This window comes from Sanguibacter antarcticus (assembly GCF_002564005.1).
Taxonomy (GTDB): Bacteria; Actinomycetota; Actinomycetes; order Actinomycetales; family Cellulomonadaceae; genus Sanguibacter; species Sanguibacter antarcticus.
Genome location: NZ_PDJG01000001.1, coordinates 3,472,743 through 3,487,120, shown reverse-complemented (window position 1 = coordinate 3,487,120; position 14,378 = coordinate 3,472,743). Strand labels below are relative to the sequence as shown.

Sequence of the window (14,378 nt, the reverse complement as noted above, 5' to 3'; positions counted from 1 at the left end):
TAGTGCACCGGGGGATGGTGCGGGGTGGTGCGTCTCGACGGACGACGCAGGTTGAGACACCGTTCGTGGTCGAACGGTCGAGCGCGTTACTTGACGGAGCCCGCCCCCAGGCCGTTGCGCCAAAAACGTTGCAAGAACAGGAACGTGATGATGAGCGGAATGATCGACAGGAGCGCTCCGATCAGCACGTAGCCACGCAGCTCCGGAATCTGGTTGACCTGAGAGTTCCAGGCGTAGAGACCGAGCGTGACAGGAAAGAGGGTCTCGTCCCGCAGCATGATGAGCGGCAGGAAGAAGTTGTTCCAGATCGCGACGAACTGGAAGAGGAAGACCGTGACCAGGGCAGGGAACATGAGCCTGACCGAGACGGTGAAGAAGGTGCGGACCTCGCCAGAGCCGTCGAGCCTCGCGGCCTCGAGCAGCTCGTCGGGGACGCTCGCTGCCGCATAGATGCGTGTGAGGTAGACGCCGAACGGGCTGACGAGGCTGGGGAGGAACACCGACCAGAACGTGTTCGTCGCGCTGATCTGGCTGAAGATGAGGAACAGCGGGAGCGCCAGCGCCGTGGCCGGCACGAGGACGCCGCCGAGCACGATGTTGAACAGCAGGTCCCGTCCCGGGAACCGGTACTTGGCCAGCGCGTACCCGCACCCTGCGGCCAGCAGCGTCGCGATGAGCGCGCCGCCCCCGGCGTAGAGGACCGAGTTCATCATCCAGCGCAGGAAGACACCGTCACGGTAGGCGACGAGGTCCGCGATGTTCTGGAACAGGCTGAAGTCGGCGAACCACAGCGGGTTGGTGTTCGTGAACTGGGACTGGTCCTTGGTGGAGGCGACGAGCAGCCACCAGATCGGGATGAGGAAGTACACCGCGGAGATGCCCATGACGAGCATGGCACCGGTCCGGGAGAACATGCTCTCCTTCGGGCCCCGAGCCGTGGTGCGCTGCTTCGAGGATCGGCCCGACGACGGCGGGGGCGTGGGTGCGGCCGGCGTCTGTGCAGGCGACGCGTGGGACGACTGGGCGGCGGTGCTCACTGGTCGGCCTTTCGCTGGGTGAACTTGAGGATGGTGAAGGACAGGGCGAAGGTAGCGAGCGCGAGCACCACGGACATGGCCGCGGCCAGGCTGAAGTTGGGGACTGCCGACGTCGAGTACACGGCGAGGTTCGGCGTGTACGTGCTCGTGACAGCGGAGCTGAACGTCCGGAACACCTGGGGCTCGGCGAGCAGCTGCAGCGTCCCGATGACCGAGAAGATCGCGGTGAGCGTCAGCGCCGGGATGATGAGCGGGATCTTGATCGACCAGGTGATGCGCATCTGTCCGGCGCCGTCGAGCGTGGCGGCCTCGTAGATGTCGGTCGGGATCGCCAGCAGCGCCGAGTAGATGATGAGCATGTTGTACCCGACGTAGACCCAGGTGACGACGTTCGCCATCGCCCACAGGACGAGGTCCGCGGAGAGGAAGTTGATGTTCGAGGTGAGTGCTGTGAACGGCGAGAGGTTCGGCGAGTAGAGGAATCCCCACATGATCGCGGCGATGACTCCCGGCACGGCGTAGGGCACGAAGAAAGCGAGGCGGAAGAACTTCTTGCCTTTCACCAGCGGCGAGTCGAGCAGCAGCGCCAGGAGCAGCGCGACGCCGAGCATCACCGGCACCTGCACGATGCCGAACGTCAGGACGCGCCCGATGGAGGTCCAGAACGGGCCGTTGTTGAACACCGCGACGTACTGGGTGAGACCGCCGAACACCTCCTTCGCCTGGCCGAACGTCCCGTCACGCTCGATCACGAGCATCGACTGGTAGACGGCGTAGCCGATCGGCGCCAGGTAGAACAGCGTGAACAGGACGCCGAACGGCAGGACGAAGGTCGCGATCGCCTTCTTGTGCGGGATCCGCCGCCTCGGGACCTTGGGCATCGTCGCCCGGCCCTGTCGAGGCGCGGCGGTCACGCTCGCGGTGTGCTCTGCAGTCATGCTGCGTTCTCCTCTTTCACGACGCGGACGGCACCCGCGGGTACGAGCACGCTGTCACGGACGATCGATCCGGTGACGAGCTCGGTTCCCCTGACAGGGATATCGACCGGATCGGCCGAGTGGTTGACGATGAACAGGTAGGACGCTTGCGCGGACGCCCGACGGACGACCTCGACCGAGCCCCCCAGGTCAGGGCCGATCGGGACGACGCCCGCGTCTGCTGCCAGCGTGCGCAGCACGTTCTTCAGGTCGTCACGGTCGAGGACCGTGGCCAGGTAGCAGCCGACCCCTTGGCCGAACACGTGCTTGGTGTGGGCCGGGGAACCGGGCAGCGGGCCGTCGACGTACCGGGCGAGGACATCGGCACCGGCCGAGCGCAGGCGCTCCGTCCAGAGTCTCGCCGTCGCGCCCGTGCTCAGGGTGACCCGCTCTGCGGGGGCCAGCGGCACGAACTCTTCGACCGTGATGCCGAGCATCTCGCGGAACGCGCCCGGGTAGCCGCCAGGACGCACCCGGTCGTCTTCGTCGACGATGCCGCTGAAGAACGTGACGAGAGCGTGACCGCCCGACGCGACGTAGTCGTTGATGACCGCGGCGTCCGCGTCCGTGACCATGTACAGGCCGGGCACGACGACCAGGCGGTAGCCGCTGAGGTCCGCGCCGGGAGCGACGACGTCCGTGGTGATGCCGAGCTCGCGCAGGGCGCCGTGGGCGGCGTGCACCTGCTGGAGGTAGTCGACGCTCTGAGACGGACGGGACTCGCCGTCGGCGCTCCACCACGACTCCCAGCTGAACACGATGGCGACGTCGGCGACGACCCGGCTGCCGGCGACCTCGTCGAGACGGTCGAGGGTCGCGCCGAGCTCGACGACCTCGCGCCAGAGGTCGGTGTCGGTCCCTGCGTGCGGCACCAGCGCGGAGTGGAACTTCTCCGACCCCTGCAGGGAGGCACGCCACTGGAAGAAGCAGACACCGTCAGCGCCGCGTGCGACGTGGGTGAGCGAGTTGCGCGTCATCTCCCCCGGCTGCTTCGCCCGGTTGAGCGGCTGCCAGTTCACGGCGCTCGTGGAGTGCTCCATGAGGATCCACGGGGCGCCCTGAGCCAGGCCTCGGGTGAGGTCGTCGGAGAACGACAGCTCGGCGGTCGGGTCTGCCAGGCGGTTGTCGAGGTAGTGGTCGTTGGCGACGATGTCCATCTCAGGGGCCCAGGACCAGTAGTCCAGGTTCTTGATGTGGGCGGTCACCATGAAGTTCGTCGTGATCGGGATGGTGCTGTGCCGGCGCAGGGCGGCGTACTCGCTGCGGTAGTGGTCGAGCAGCTCGTCAGAGCTGAAGCGGTGGAAGTCGACGAGCTGGCTCGGGTTCGACGTCGACACCGTGAGCATCGGCGGGAGGATCTCCTCGAACGTGCTGTAGCGCTGGCTCCAGAAGGACGTGCCCCAGGCGGCGTTGAGGTCGGCGATGGTCGCGTAGCGCCGCTGCAACCAGAGCCGGAACGCGGCTGCGGTCTCGTCGTTGTAGCACAGGGCGTTGTGGCAGCCGAGCTCGTTCGAGACGTGCCAGATCGCCACCGCGGGGTGCGAGCCGTACCGCTCGGCGACCTTGTCGACGAGCCGGAGCGCTCGTTCGCGGAAGACGGGCGAGCTGGGGCACCAGGCCTGGCGACCGCCCGGGTAGCGGGTGGTGCCGTCGGCCATGATCGGGAGGATCTCGGGGTGCTGGTGCGTGAGCCACGGCGGCGTGGATGCCGTTCCTGTTCCGAGGTTGACCCGGATGCCGTTCGCGTGAAGGAGCTCGATGATGGCGTCGAGCCCCTCGAAGTCGTAGACACCGTCGCGCGGCTCGATGTGGGACCAGCCGAAGATGTTGATCGCGACGAGGTCGACTCCAGCCTCGCGCATGAGCCGGACGTCGTCGTTCCAGACCTCACGGCTCCATTGCTCGGGGTTGTAGTCGCAGCCGAAGGCGATGCCGTCGTGAGTGAACACGGGGCGCCGGCTCGGGGGTGTCGCTGGCGAGGTCAAGGCTCTTCCCATCTGTCTGTGAACGTGCACAGATTCATCAATGACCGCTCGGCACTGAGGATCTGGGAACGTGCACACACTAGGTCGCACATTTGCTCGGTGTCAAGCACACGCTCGGTTACAGTGGTCCCGTGTCCACCGATCCGCCACGTCAGAAGCGCGCAACGATCATCGACGTGGCTCGTGAAGCCGGTGTCTCCCGCGGCACGGTCAGCCGCGTCATCAACGGTGAGCGATACGTGTCCTCCGAGGCAGAGGCCGCGATCAAGGCGGCCATCAGCAAGGTCGGGTACCGCCCGAACGTCGCAGCACGCAACCTCGTGATGCAGCGCTCGCAGGCGGTGGCGCTCGTCGTGCACGAGCCCGCGTCGCTCTTCGCCGAGGACCCCAACATCGGCGCCATCATGCTCGGTGCCAACGCCGCGCTCTCCGCCGCGGACTACCAGATGGTGCTGCTCATCGTGGACTCCGAGCGAGACACCGAACGCGTCTCGCGCTACCTGAGCGGCAGCTACGCCGACGGCGTGATCATGGTCTCGGCCCGTACCCACGACCCGATCACCCGGGTCATCGAGAAGATCGGGCTGCCGGCCACCTTCGTCGGGCATCCTCCAGACGTCACCCAGATGGCGTTCGTCGGCATCGACAACCGCGCCTCGGCACGAGCCATCACCGAACGGCTCGTCGCGACCGGACGGTCACGGATCGGGATGATCGCCGCGGCTCTCGACCGCGACTCAGGAGCCGACCGGCTCGCCGGTTTCCGGGACGCGCTCGGCGACCGGTTCGACGCGAACCTCGTGGAAGCGGTGCCGCTCTACGAGTTCGCCTCCGGCGTGACCGCCATGCAAGAGCTGCTCCGACGCGAGCCACAGATCGACGGGGTGTTCGCAGCCTCCGACGCCGTCGCCGCGGGCGCGATGAACGCGCTGCGCTCAGCAGGCCGCTCGATCCCCCAGGACGTCGGCATCGTGGGATTCGACGACAGCACGTGGGCACTGCGCACCAAACCCCAGCTGTCGACCGTCCACCAGCCCGCACAGGGCCTCGGCGCGGCGGCCGCAGCATCCGTGCTCAGCCAGCTGCACGGCGAGACGCCCCCGGCGGGCGGCGTCCTGCTCGACACCCCGGTCGTCTGGCGCGGCTCGGCCTAGCAGCAGACAGACCGGCCAGGCACAGCCACCCGGCCAGGCACAGCAGACCGTCGAGACACAGAAGAGCTGGCCTGCCCCGAACGTTCCGGGACAGGCCAGCTCTTCTGTGCAGGTGCTAGCGGATCAGAAGTCCATTCCGCCCATGCCGCCGTCGCCACCGGGCATCGCCGGCTGCTTCTCCGGCTTGTCCGCGACGACTGCCTCGGTGGTGAGGAAGAGGGCCGCGATCGAGGCTGCGTTCTGCAGAGCAGAGCGCGTCACCTTGACCGGGTCGTTCACACCAGCCGCGAGCAGGTCCTCGTACACGCCGGTCGCGGCGTTGAGGCCGTGGCCGGAGGGGAGGTTGCGGACCTTCTCGGCCACGACTCCACCCTCGAGACCAGCGTTGATCGCGATCTGCTTGAGCGGAGCGTCGATCGCGAGACGCACGATCGTCGCGCCGGTCGCCTCGTCGCCCTCGAGGTCGGTGATCGCCGACGTCTCGAACGCGAGCTTGCCAGCCTGGATGAGAGCGACGCCACCACCGGCGACGATGCCCTCTTCGACAGCTGCCTTGGCGTTGCGCACAGCGTCCTCGATGCGGTGCTTGCGCTCCTTGAGCTCGACCTCGGTCGCTGCACCGGCCTTGATGACCGCGACACCGCCCGCGAGCTTGGCGAGGCGCTCCTGGAGCTTCTCGCGGTCGTAGTCGGAGTCCGACTTCTCGATCTCGGCGCGGATCTGCTTGACGCGACCAGCGATCTGGTCGACGTCGCCAGAGCCCTCGACGATGGTCGTCTCGTCCTTGGAGACGACGACCTTGCGTGCCTGACCGAGGAGGTCGAGCGTCGCGGTCTCGAGCTTGAGGCCGACGGTCTCCGAGATGACCTGAGCACCCGTGAGGATGGCGATGTCCTGGAGGATCGCCTTGCGGCGGTCTCCGAAGCCCGGAGCCTTGACGGCGACGGACTTGAACGTGCCACGGATCTTGTTGAGCACGAGAGTCGCGAGAGCCTCGCCCTCGACGTCCTCAGCGATGATGAGGAGCGAACGGCCAGACTTCATGACCTGGTCGAGCAGCGGCAGGAGGTCCTTGACGCTGGAGATCTTCGACTCGACGAGCAGGACGTACGGGTCTTCGAGGACCGCTTCCTGACGCTCGGCGTCCGTCTCGAAGTAGCGAGCGAGGAAGCCCTTGTCGAAGCGCATGCCCTCGGTCAGCTCCAGCTCGAGGCCGAACGTGTTCGACTCCTCGACGGTGATGACGCCTTCCTTGCCGACCTTGTCGAGCGCCTCGGCGATGAGCGCGCCGATGGCCGGGTCCCCGGCGGAGATGGAGGCCGTGGCCGCGATCTCTTCCTTGGTCTCGATCTCCTTGGCGGCGCTGACGAGCTGCGCGATGACAGCCTCGACGGCCTTCTCGATCCCACGCTTGAGCGCGATGGGGTTGGAGCCGGCTGCGACGTTGCGCAGGCCCTCGCGCACGAGTGCCTGTGCGAGGACGGTGGCGGTGGTGGTGCCGTCGCCAGCGACGTCGTCCGTCTTCTTGGCGACCTCCTTGACGAGCTCGGCGCCGATCTTCTCGAACGGTTCTTCGAGCTCGATCTCCTTGGCGATGCTCACACCATCGTTCGTGATGGTGGGCGCGCCCCACTTCTTGTCGAGGACGACGTTGCGGCCCTTGGGGCCGAGCGTGACCTTCACGGTGTCGGCGAGGATGTTGAGTCCACGCTCCATACCGCGACGGGCCTCCTCGTTGAAGGCAATGATCTTTGCCATTGGGGTGTGATCCTCCGCTGTGGCGTGTGAGTGGTCGAGTGGCGCCCGCGACGGACGGTCTGGTCCTGCTGCGTTCATGTCACGCAGCGCGGTCCAGGCCTCACCGATCGACCGATGTTCTGTCACTCTCCTAGTGAGAGTGCTAACGCCATTATTGGCACTCGGACCCCGAGAGTGCAAGACCACGCGCCCCTGTGTCTGCGGCACGGTCACCGGAACGGCGCGGGGCCGCGCACGAGCGGGCACGCGTGACCTCCGACACGACGCCCCGGACGGTGCCAGACGCTCGGTTCAGGCGCCTGGAGCAAGGCTGGGCAGCGCACGGATCCCGAAGCGGTCGCGCAGGACGCGCCCTGCGGCGTACCAACCGCTAAGGCCGTGCACACCAGGCCCGGGCGGGGTCGAGGACGAGCAGAGGTAGGCGCCCGGGACACCCGTCCGGTACGGGTCGAGACGCGGCGTGGGCCGCGCGACCATCTGCCACATCGTCACGGCGCCCGAGGCGATGTCGCCGCCGACGTAGTTCGCGTCGTGGTCGCTCATCCGCGCAGCCGGCACGCCGCGCGACGCGACGACGACGTCCCGGAACCCCGGCGCGAACCGTTCGATCTGCGAAGTGACCGTCTCGGTCGGGTCGACGGTGGAGCCCGCCGGGACGTGGGCATACGTCCACAGCGGCCGGAGCCCGCCGACGATCCGCCCCTCGTCGACCACCGACGGGTCGCTCAGCAGCACCATGGGGCGAGCCGCGTGCACACCCCGCGCGACGTCCGCCTCGGCACGCGCCATGTCCGCACGGCTCCCGCCGACGTGCACCGTGCCGGCGCGGGCGACCTCTGCGTTGGCCCAGGGCACGGGGCCGTCGAGGACGAAGTCGACCTTGGCGGCCGCGTTGCCGTAGCGAAAGCGCCGCAGCATCCGCTCCGCCCGTGGGCTGAGGCTCCCGTGGAGCACGTCGGCAGCCGTCCGGGGGCTCGTGTCGAACACGTAGGCGCGGGCCGGTGGGAGGTCGCGCCGGCTCCGGACCGGCGTGCCGGTGCGGATCTCGCCGCCGTGCGCGAGAAGGTCCGTGACCATGGCGTCCACGATGGCACCCGACCCGCCTCGCGGGATCGGCCATCCAGACGAGTGCGCGAGGGACCCGAGCAGGAGCGCCGTGCCGGCCGCCGCGAGCGACGGCACGCGCGTGATCGCGTGGGCAGCGACACCGGTGAGCAGGGCTGGGGCGACCTCCCCGCGGAAGCGTGCATCCCACAGCGGCGTCCCCTGCTCGAGCACAGCGAGCGCGAAGCGCGCCGCTCCGCCGAGACCGTGGACGACCTCGGGCGGGACGCTGCGCTTGTCACCGAGCGCGAGAGCGAGGACAGCGTCCTGAGCGTCGGCCAGCGGGCCGAGGAGGGAGCGCCACGCTGCACCGTCCGCCCCGAGACCGTGCACGGTGCGCTCGATGTCCTGGTACGCGACGCCTGCGCGCCCGCCGTCGAGAGGCTGGGCGTAGGACGCCTCCGGGTGCAGCAGCTCGACGCCGCGCGCACCGAGGTCGAACTCGCGGAAGAACGGCGAGGCGACCCCCATCGGGTGGACCGCAGAGCAGATGTCGTGGACCACTCCCTCGGCAAGGCCGAGGCTCGTGGTCCGCGCGCCTCCCCCAGCGGTCGTCTGCGCCTCGAGAACGAGGACGCGGAGTCCCGCGCGGGCGAGGGTCACCGCGGCGGAGAGCCCGTTAGGCCCTGATCCGACGACGACGACGTCCGCCACGGTCACTGACCGTAGTCGCCCGCCAGCACCGCAGAGACCGGACCGACGAGCGAGGGAGCCTCGTAGACGGTCGGGATCCCGAGGATGCGCGCGACCTCGGTGGCCTCAGCCTGGTCGTCGGTCGTCTTGTAGTACACGACCGAGTCGTCGACGGGGGTGCCCTCGTAGGTGGCCGCGGTGATGTCCGTCCAGCCCTCGGCCTCGAGGTCGCTGGCGGCGCTCGCCGCGAGACCCGCGATACCGGTGCTGTTGAGGACACGCACAGGTGTGCTGGTGTCTGTGGCGTCGTCGGTCGGTTCCTCCGTCGGCTCCACCGGTGTCTCGGTCGCAGGCGCCTCTTCGGCGGGAGTGTCCGACGCGGTGGCGTCGGGATCGGTCGTCTCGCTCGACGTCGGCGCAGCTGTCGCTGTCGCTGTCGGGGTGTCGTCAGAGTTGGACACCGAGTACACGATGCCGACAGCCAGGAGCGAGCACCCGAGCACCACGATCACGTAAGGCCAGGCGCGGGCCCATCTGGACCGGGGCGCGCGGTGGACTCCCGCAGGGACTCCGTCGCCGTCGACGTCGTCGAACTCGTCGGGTGGGTATGTGCTGCTCCGCTTGCTCACCGGGACAGGCTAACTTGTCTTGCTGCGAGAACGGCAAGGCCGCGTACAGGCGACAGTTCTCGAGGGCACCGTCAGCCTTGCGCCCTGCGCTCGGTGCGCTCGCGCTGGCGGGTGGAACGCATGCGCCGGAGCCGTTTGACGAGCATGGGTTCGGCAGCGAGCGCCTCAGGCGTATCGATGAGCGCGTTGAGGATCTGGTAGTACTGCGTCGCGGAGAGGTTGAACAGCTCGCGGACCGCCTGCTCCTTCGCGCCCGCGTACTTCCACCACTGCTTCTCGAAGCCCAGGATCGCCACGTCGCGCTCGGACAGGTCAGGAGCCGTGGCTGCTTCCTCGGCGGGGAGCGCTTCGGAGCCTGCGCTCTCGGCACGGGTCGCCTCGGGCGACCTCGCCGGTTCGACGACGGCCTCGATCATGCGGATACCACTCCTCGTGCGTCTCGTGTTCGTGCTCTCTCCGGGCGATCCTACGCGCGAACCACACCGGTGTCATTTACCTCCTCGCATCGACGCGGGCGGTCTGCGAGGCTCTGTGCATGCCTCTTCTCGACACCGTCGCACCCGACTGGGCGGCTGCCCTCGCACCCGTCGCAGGCCACCTCGACGACCTCGACCGCACTCTCCTCGACCCTGCGCCGGAGGGTGCGGTCCTTCCACCGCGCTCGGACATCATGCGCGCCTTCCAGGAGCCGTTGGCCGGTGTCCGGGTCCTTGTCGTCGGTCAAGATCCGTACCCCACGCCCGGGCACGCGATGGGGTTGTCCTTCTCTGTGCGTCCCGGGGTCTGTCCCGTGCCGCGTTCGTTGAAGAACATCTTCACCGAGCTCCACGAGGACGTCGGTGTGCCGGTGCCGGTGGACGGCGACCTCACACCCTGGACGCGGCAGGGCGTCATGCTCTGCAACCGTGTCCTCACCGTCGGCACCGGTGACGCAGGCTCGCACCGCGGCCGGGGGTGGGAGTCGGTCACGGACCGCGCGATCGAGGCGCTCGTCGAGCGTGGCGGCCCGCTCGTCGCGATCCTCTGGGGCCGGGACGCGGCGGCGCTCGCGCCCCGGCTGGGCGACGTCGCGATCGTCACGAGCGCGCACCCCAGCCCGTTGTCTGCACGCCGCGGCTTCGTCGGGTCTCGCCCGTTCTCCCGGACGAACGAGCTCCTCGTCGCGCAGGGCGCGGCACCGATCGACTGGACGCTCGCGGCCGACCAGGGGGATGCTCGCGAGACCGCGGGCGGTCGGGCCGAGCCTGTGCCTGACGACCAGCCCGCTCGGTGAGCGAGAATGGACCGGTGAGCGACGTGAAGAGCACCGACGGACAGGCAGACCTCGACGAGTCCACCCAGGAGCAGGCGACCACGCTGCCGCCGCCGGCGCCGTGGTCCCGCTACATCGCCATCGGCGACTCGTTCACCGAAGGGCTCTGGGACCTGCAGCCCGAGGACGAGACGAACTGCCGCGGGTGGGCGGACATGCTCGCGATGAACCTGTCGCACCGGCGCATCGCCGCCGGGCTCGACCCGCTGCTCTATGCGAACCTCGCCATCCGGGGACGGCTGCTGCGCCCGATCATCGCCGAACAGCTGCCGGCCGCGCTGGAGATGAAGCCTGACCTCGTGAGCCTCATCGGCGGCGGGAACGACATCCTTCGGCCCAACGTCGACGTGGATGTGCTCTCACGCAGCCTAGAGGCTGCTGTCGTCCGGATCCGCGAGTCTGGTGCGGACGTGCTCCTCAGCACGGGAGTCGATGCGTCAGACAGCCCGCTCATGGGCCTGACCCGTGGTCGGGTCGGGATCTTCAACGCGAACGTCTGGTCTATCGCTCAGCGGCACGGGGCATTCGTCATGGACCAGTGGGGGATGCGCGCGCTCAGAGACTGGCGCATGTGGGCCCCTGACCGCATCCACCTGACGACAGACGGGCACCGTCGGATCTCGCAGGGCGCGCTCATCGCTCTCGGCCAGGAGCCCGACGACGCGCAGTGGGACGACCCGCTCGCGCCTCTGCCCCCTGTCCCGCGGCTCGAGTGGGCCCGGGAGAACGCCCTGTGGCTGCGCGAGCACGTGGCACCGTGGGCGGCACGTCGGATCCGCAAGGAGTCCTCCGGGGACGCGCGGACGGCCAAGTATCCGGAGCTCGTGCCCTTCGGGTGACCCTCCGCGGTTCGTCTGAGCGAATCCCCCTGGCGCACGTCTCAGGCACGCCATAGATTATCCGTGTGACGCACACCACATCGTCAGCACGGGCGGGCTCGACCCCCGTCATCCACGCACGCGGTCTCGTCAAGCACTACGGAAAGGTCACAGCCCTCGACGGCGTCGACCTCGACGTGCCCGAGGGCACCGTCCTCGGCCTCCTCGGCCCCAACGGCGCCGGCAAGACGACGATCGTCCGCATCCTCTCCACCTTGCTGCGCCCCACCAGCGGCACGGCAGAGGTCGCCGGGATCGACGTCCTCGCGAACCCTGCCGGGGTCCGCGAGCGCATCGGGCTCTCCGGGCAGTACGCCGCCGTCGACGAGTACCTCACGGGGTTCGAGAACCTCGACATGATCGGCCGGCTCTACCACCTCGGTCGCCGGCGCAGCCGGGACCGGGCCCGGGAGCTGCTCGAGCAGTTCAGCCTCGCCGAGGCGGGCGACCGCCCGACCCGCACCTACTCGGGCGGCATGCGCCGCCGTCTCGACCTCGCAGGTGCTCTCGTCGCCCACCCTCCGGTGCTGTTCCTCGACGAGCCGACCACGGGCCTCGACCCCCGGGGGCGCACGGACATGTGGGAGGTCATCCGGAGCCTCGTCTCGGAGGGCACGACCCTGCTCCTCACCACTCAGTACCTCGAGGAGGCTGACCTCCTCGCGGACGAGATCGTCGTCATCGACCGGGGCCGTGCGATCGCGCGCGGGACAGCGACCGATCTCAAGCGGACGGTCGGCGGAGAGCGGCTCGAGATCACCGTGGCAGACCGCACCCGGCTGCCTGACGCCGAGGCCGTCGTCGCGGGCCTCGAACTCGGACAGCCGCACGTCGACACCGAGCGGCGGATCGTCTCGGTCGCCGCTGACGACGGCGTCTCCACGCTCTCCGCCGCACTGCGTGCGTTCGAGCCGACCGGTATGGCGCTCGAGGACGCCGCGCTGCGACGCCCCACCCTCGACGACGTGTTCCTCGCCCTCACCGGCAGGACGACAGAGACCGCTGCTGCGGCCGAGACGGAGACGCCATGAAGATCCCGTACTTCCTGGTCGACGCCCACGTCGTCGCCCGGCGGAACATCATCAAGATCAAGCGGGTCCCGGACCTCTTGGTCTTCACCACGCTCTCGCCCATCATGTTCGTCTTGCTCTTCGCCTATGTCTTCGGCGGGGCGATCTCGGTCGAGGGCACCGCGGGCGGGGAGGGGTATCGCGAGTTCCTCATCGCGGGGATCTTCGCCCAGACGGTCATCTTCGGGGCGACCATCACCGGCGCGGGCCTGGCGGAGGACGTGAAGAAGGGCGTGATCGACCGCTTCCGGTCGCTCCCGATGGCGCCCTCGGCGGTCCTCACCGGGCGCACCCTGTCCGACGTGGTGAACAACATCATCGTGCTCGTCGTCATGTCGCTCACGGGGCTGCTCGTCGGCTGGCGGATCCGCGGGTCGCTCCTCGACGCGCTCGGCGGGTTCCTGCTGCTCATCGTCTTCGCCTACGCGATCTCCTGGATCATGGCGTGGGTGGGGATGCTCGTGCCGAGCCCAGAGGTGGTGAACAACGCGTCGTTCATCATCATCTTCCCGCTGACGTTCGTGGCGAACACGTTCGTCCCCCTCGAGACGCTGCCGACGCCGCTGCAGCGCTTCGCCGAGTGGAACCCTGTCTCCTCGGTCACGCAGGCTGCCCGCGAGCTCTTCGGCAACATCCCGGCAGGGACACCCGAGCCGACGGCGTGGCCGCTCCAGCACCCGGTCGTCTACACGCTCGTGTGGACCGTCGTCACGCTCGCGGTCTTCATCCCGGTCGCCAACGCGCAGTACCGGGTCTCGACGAGCCGCTGACGGACCCCTTGCAGGGCCGCACCGGCCGTGGTCGACCTCCGCGAGGGTCGTGCATGGAGCCGCCTGTCGGGTTCGAACCGACGACCTTTCGCTTACAAGGCGAATGCTCTACCAGCTGAGCTAAGGCGGCACGCACGATCGATGACGTGCGGCGGACAGCCTACAGTTCATCGACCGTGCGACGCGACCGGGTCTCCCCGGTCGCGTCACGGTTACGGCTCGACTGTAGCTGTTCCCTGTGCGTCAGCGATGGCGCTGGAGAGCGCGCCGTCCTCGGCCCAGTTCCCCTCGAAGCGCTCACCGTTGATGACGACGGTCGGCGTCCCGAACCCGCCCTCAGAGTTCGTCACGGACGGGTCGCCGTAGGCGACCTGCGTCAGCGCGGCGACGAACTCCATGTACGTCTGGTCGGCGATACCGGCCGCCACGTCGGCAGAGACGCCCGCATCGACGGCGATCCCTTCGATCTGCTCGTCCGTCAGCCCCTCGGTGTTCTCGGTCGGCTGGTTGGCGAACAGCGCGACGTTGAACGCGAGAGCGCTCTCCGGGGCGTTCTCGGCCACATAGGCGAACGCTGCCGAGGCACGGGTGGAGTACGAGGTCCCCAGCGAGGCGCCGTCGAGGATAGAGACGGGGTGAAGCACGAGGGTGATGTCGCCGGACGTGCGGAGATCGTCGAGATCGGGACCGTTGAAGACCTCGAACTGTCCGCAGTTGGGGCACATGTAGTCGAGGTACACGTCGACGGTCACTGCATCGTCACCCGAGGTGGTACCTGCTTCACCGGTCTCGCCGAAGGAGATGCCACCGGCGTCGTTCGCGACGCTGGGCGTCTCGACGCTCGCCGGGATCGTGCTGATGCCTTCGAGGTCCTCCGGAGCGCTGCGCAAGATCGCATAGACGATGACGCCGACGATCGCGAGGCCTGCGACGAGCGAACCGATGATGATCGCTCGCGTCCGCTTCTCACGGCGCACCTGCTCCTGCTGGAGCTTGAGCGCCTGTGCGCGGGCGGCGTCACGGCGCTCCGCCTTCGACAGCTGGGAGTCCTTCGTAACCATGCGTTCGCAA

The 14,378-nt window shown here is 68.6% G+C and carries 13 protein-coding genes and 1 tRNA gene; 5 read left to right on the top strand and 9 right to left on the bottom strand.

Annotated elements, in window-relative coordinates; all coding sequences use genetic code 11:
* Window positions 1-86: 86 nt before the first annotated feature.
* The 3 genes from ATL42_RS15940 to ATL42_RS15930 form a co-directional block, all read right to left on the bottom strand.
* Window positions 87-914 carry a carbohydrate ABC transporter permease gene (locus ATL42_RS15940; RefSeq protein WP_169925496.1) on the bottom strand — a complete coding sequence of 276 codons (828 nt, stop codon included), beginning with the start codon at window positions 912-914 and terminating at the stop codon, window positions 87-89.
* Window positions 915-1,033: 119 nt separating this feature from the next.
* Window positions 1,034-1,918 carry a carbohydrate ABC transporter permease gene (locus ATL42_RS15935; RefSeq protein WP_245862816.1) on the bottom strand — a complete coding sequence of 295 codons (885 nt, stop codon included), beginning with the start codon at window positions 1,916-1,918 and terminating at the stop codon, window positions 1,034-1,036.
* A 53-nt stretch (window positions 1,919-1,971) separates the two neighbouring features.
* Complete coding sequence (locus ATL42_RS15930) at window positions 1,972-4,011, bottom strand: beta-galactosidase (protein ID WP_098456201.1); 2,040 nt, start codon at window positions 4,009-4,011, stop codon at window positions 1,972-1,974.
* 119 nt (window positions 4,012-4,130) lie between these two features.
* Between ATL42_RS15930 and ATL42_RS15925 the strand changes: the two genes are divergently transcribed.
* On the top strand, window positions 4,131-5,153 hold the full coding sequence (locus ATL42_RS15925) for a LacI family DNA-binding transcriptional regulator (RefSeq protein WP_098456639.1): 1,023 nt from the start codon (window positions 4,131-4,133) through the stop codon (window positions 5,151-5,153).
* 123 nt (window positions 5,154-5,276) lie between these two features.
* On the opposite strand, the gene groL is transcribed toward ATL42_RS15925, so the two are convergent.
* The 4 genes from groL to ATL42_RS15905 all read right to left on the bottom strand — a co-directional run bounded on the left by groL (window position 5,277) and on the right by ATL42_RS15905 (window position 9,693).
* A complete protein-coding gene (groL, locus tag ATL42_RS15920) occupies window positions 5,277-6,911 on the bottom strand; it encodes a chaperonin GroEL (protein ID WP_098456200.1) in 1,635 nt (544 codons plus the stop codon).
* 291 nt (window positions 6,912-7,202) lie between these two features.
* On the bottom strand, window positions 7,203-8,669 hold the full coding sequence (locus ATL42_RS15915) for a phytoene desaturase family protein (protein WP_098456199.1): 1,467 nt from the start codon (window positions 8,667-8,669) through the stop codon (window positions 7,203-7,205).
* A gap of 2 nt (window positions 8,670-8,671) precedes the next feature.
* Window positions 8,672-9,277 (bottom strand): LytR C-terminal domain-containing protein, encoded by a 606-nt coding sequence (locus ATL42_RS15910; RefSeq protein WP_098456198.1) that lies wholly within the window; start codon window positions 9,275-9,277, stop codon window positions 8,672-8,674.
* A 71-nt stretch (window positions 9,278-9,348) separates the two neighbouring features.
* Window positions 9,349-9,693 carry a DUF3263 domain-containing protein gene (locus ATL42_RS15905; protein WP_098456197.1) on the bottom strand — a complete coding sequence of 115 codons (345 nt, stop codon included), beginning with the start codon at window positions 9,691-9,693 and terminating at the stop codon, window positions 9,349-9,351.
* A gap of 119 nt (window positions 9,694-9,812) precedes the next feature.
* Here ATL42_RS15905 and ATL42_RS15900 point away from each other — a divergent pair, with 119 nt between their 5' ends.
* From ATL42_RS15900 to ATL42_RS15885, 4 genes are all read left to right on the top strand, one after another.
* Complete coding sequence (locus ATL42_RS15900; RefSeq protein ID WP_098456196.1) at window positions 9,813-10,550, top strand: uracil-DNA glycosylase; 738 nt, start codon at window positions 9,813-9,815, stop codon at window positions 10,548-10,550.
* 23 nt (window positions 10,551-10,573) lie between these two features.
* Window positions 10,574-11,428 carry an SGNH/GDSL hydrolase family protein gene (locus ATL42_RS15895; protein ID WP_245862814.1) on the top strand — a complete coding sequence of 285 codons (855 nt, stop codon included), beginning with the start codon at window positions 10,574-10,576 and terminating at the stop codon, window positions 11,426-11,428.
* Between the two features lie 65 nt (window positions 11,429-11,493).
* The gene (locus ATL42_RS15890; protein WP_098456195.1) at window positions 11,494-12,498 is read left to right on the top strand and encodes an ATP-binding cassette domain-containing protein; all 1,005 of its coding nucleotides are present in this window, start codon (window positions 11,494-11,496) and stop codon (window positions 12,496-12,498) included.
* On the top strand, window positions 12,495-13,307 hold the full coding sequence (locus tag ATL42_RS15885; protein WP_098456194.1) for an ABC transporter permease: 813 nt from the start codon (window positions 12,495-12,497) through the stop codon (window positions 13,305-13,307). The genes ATL42_RS15890 and ATL42_RS15885 overlap by 4 nt, the downstream gene beginning before the upstream one ends.
* Window positions 13,308-13,361: 54 nt before the next feature.
* Here the strand turns inward: ATL42_RS15885 and ATL42_RS15880 are convergent.
* Window positions 13,362-13,437 (bottom strand) — tRNA-Thr (locus ATL42_RS15880).
* 82 nt (window positions 13,438-13,519) lie between these two features.
* Window positions 13,520-14,368: a DsbA family protein gene (locus ATL42_RS15875; RefSeq protein ID WP_098456193.1), complete on the bottom strand. Its 849-nt coding sequence runs from the start codon at window positions 14,366-14,368 to the stop codon at window positions 13,520-13,522.
* Between the last annotated feature and the right edge of the window lie 10 nt (window positions 14,369-14,378).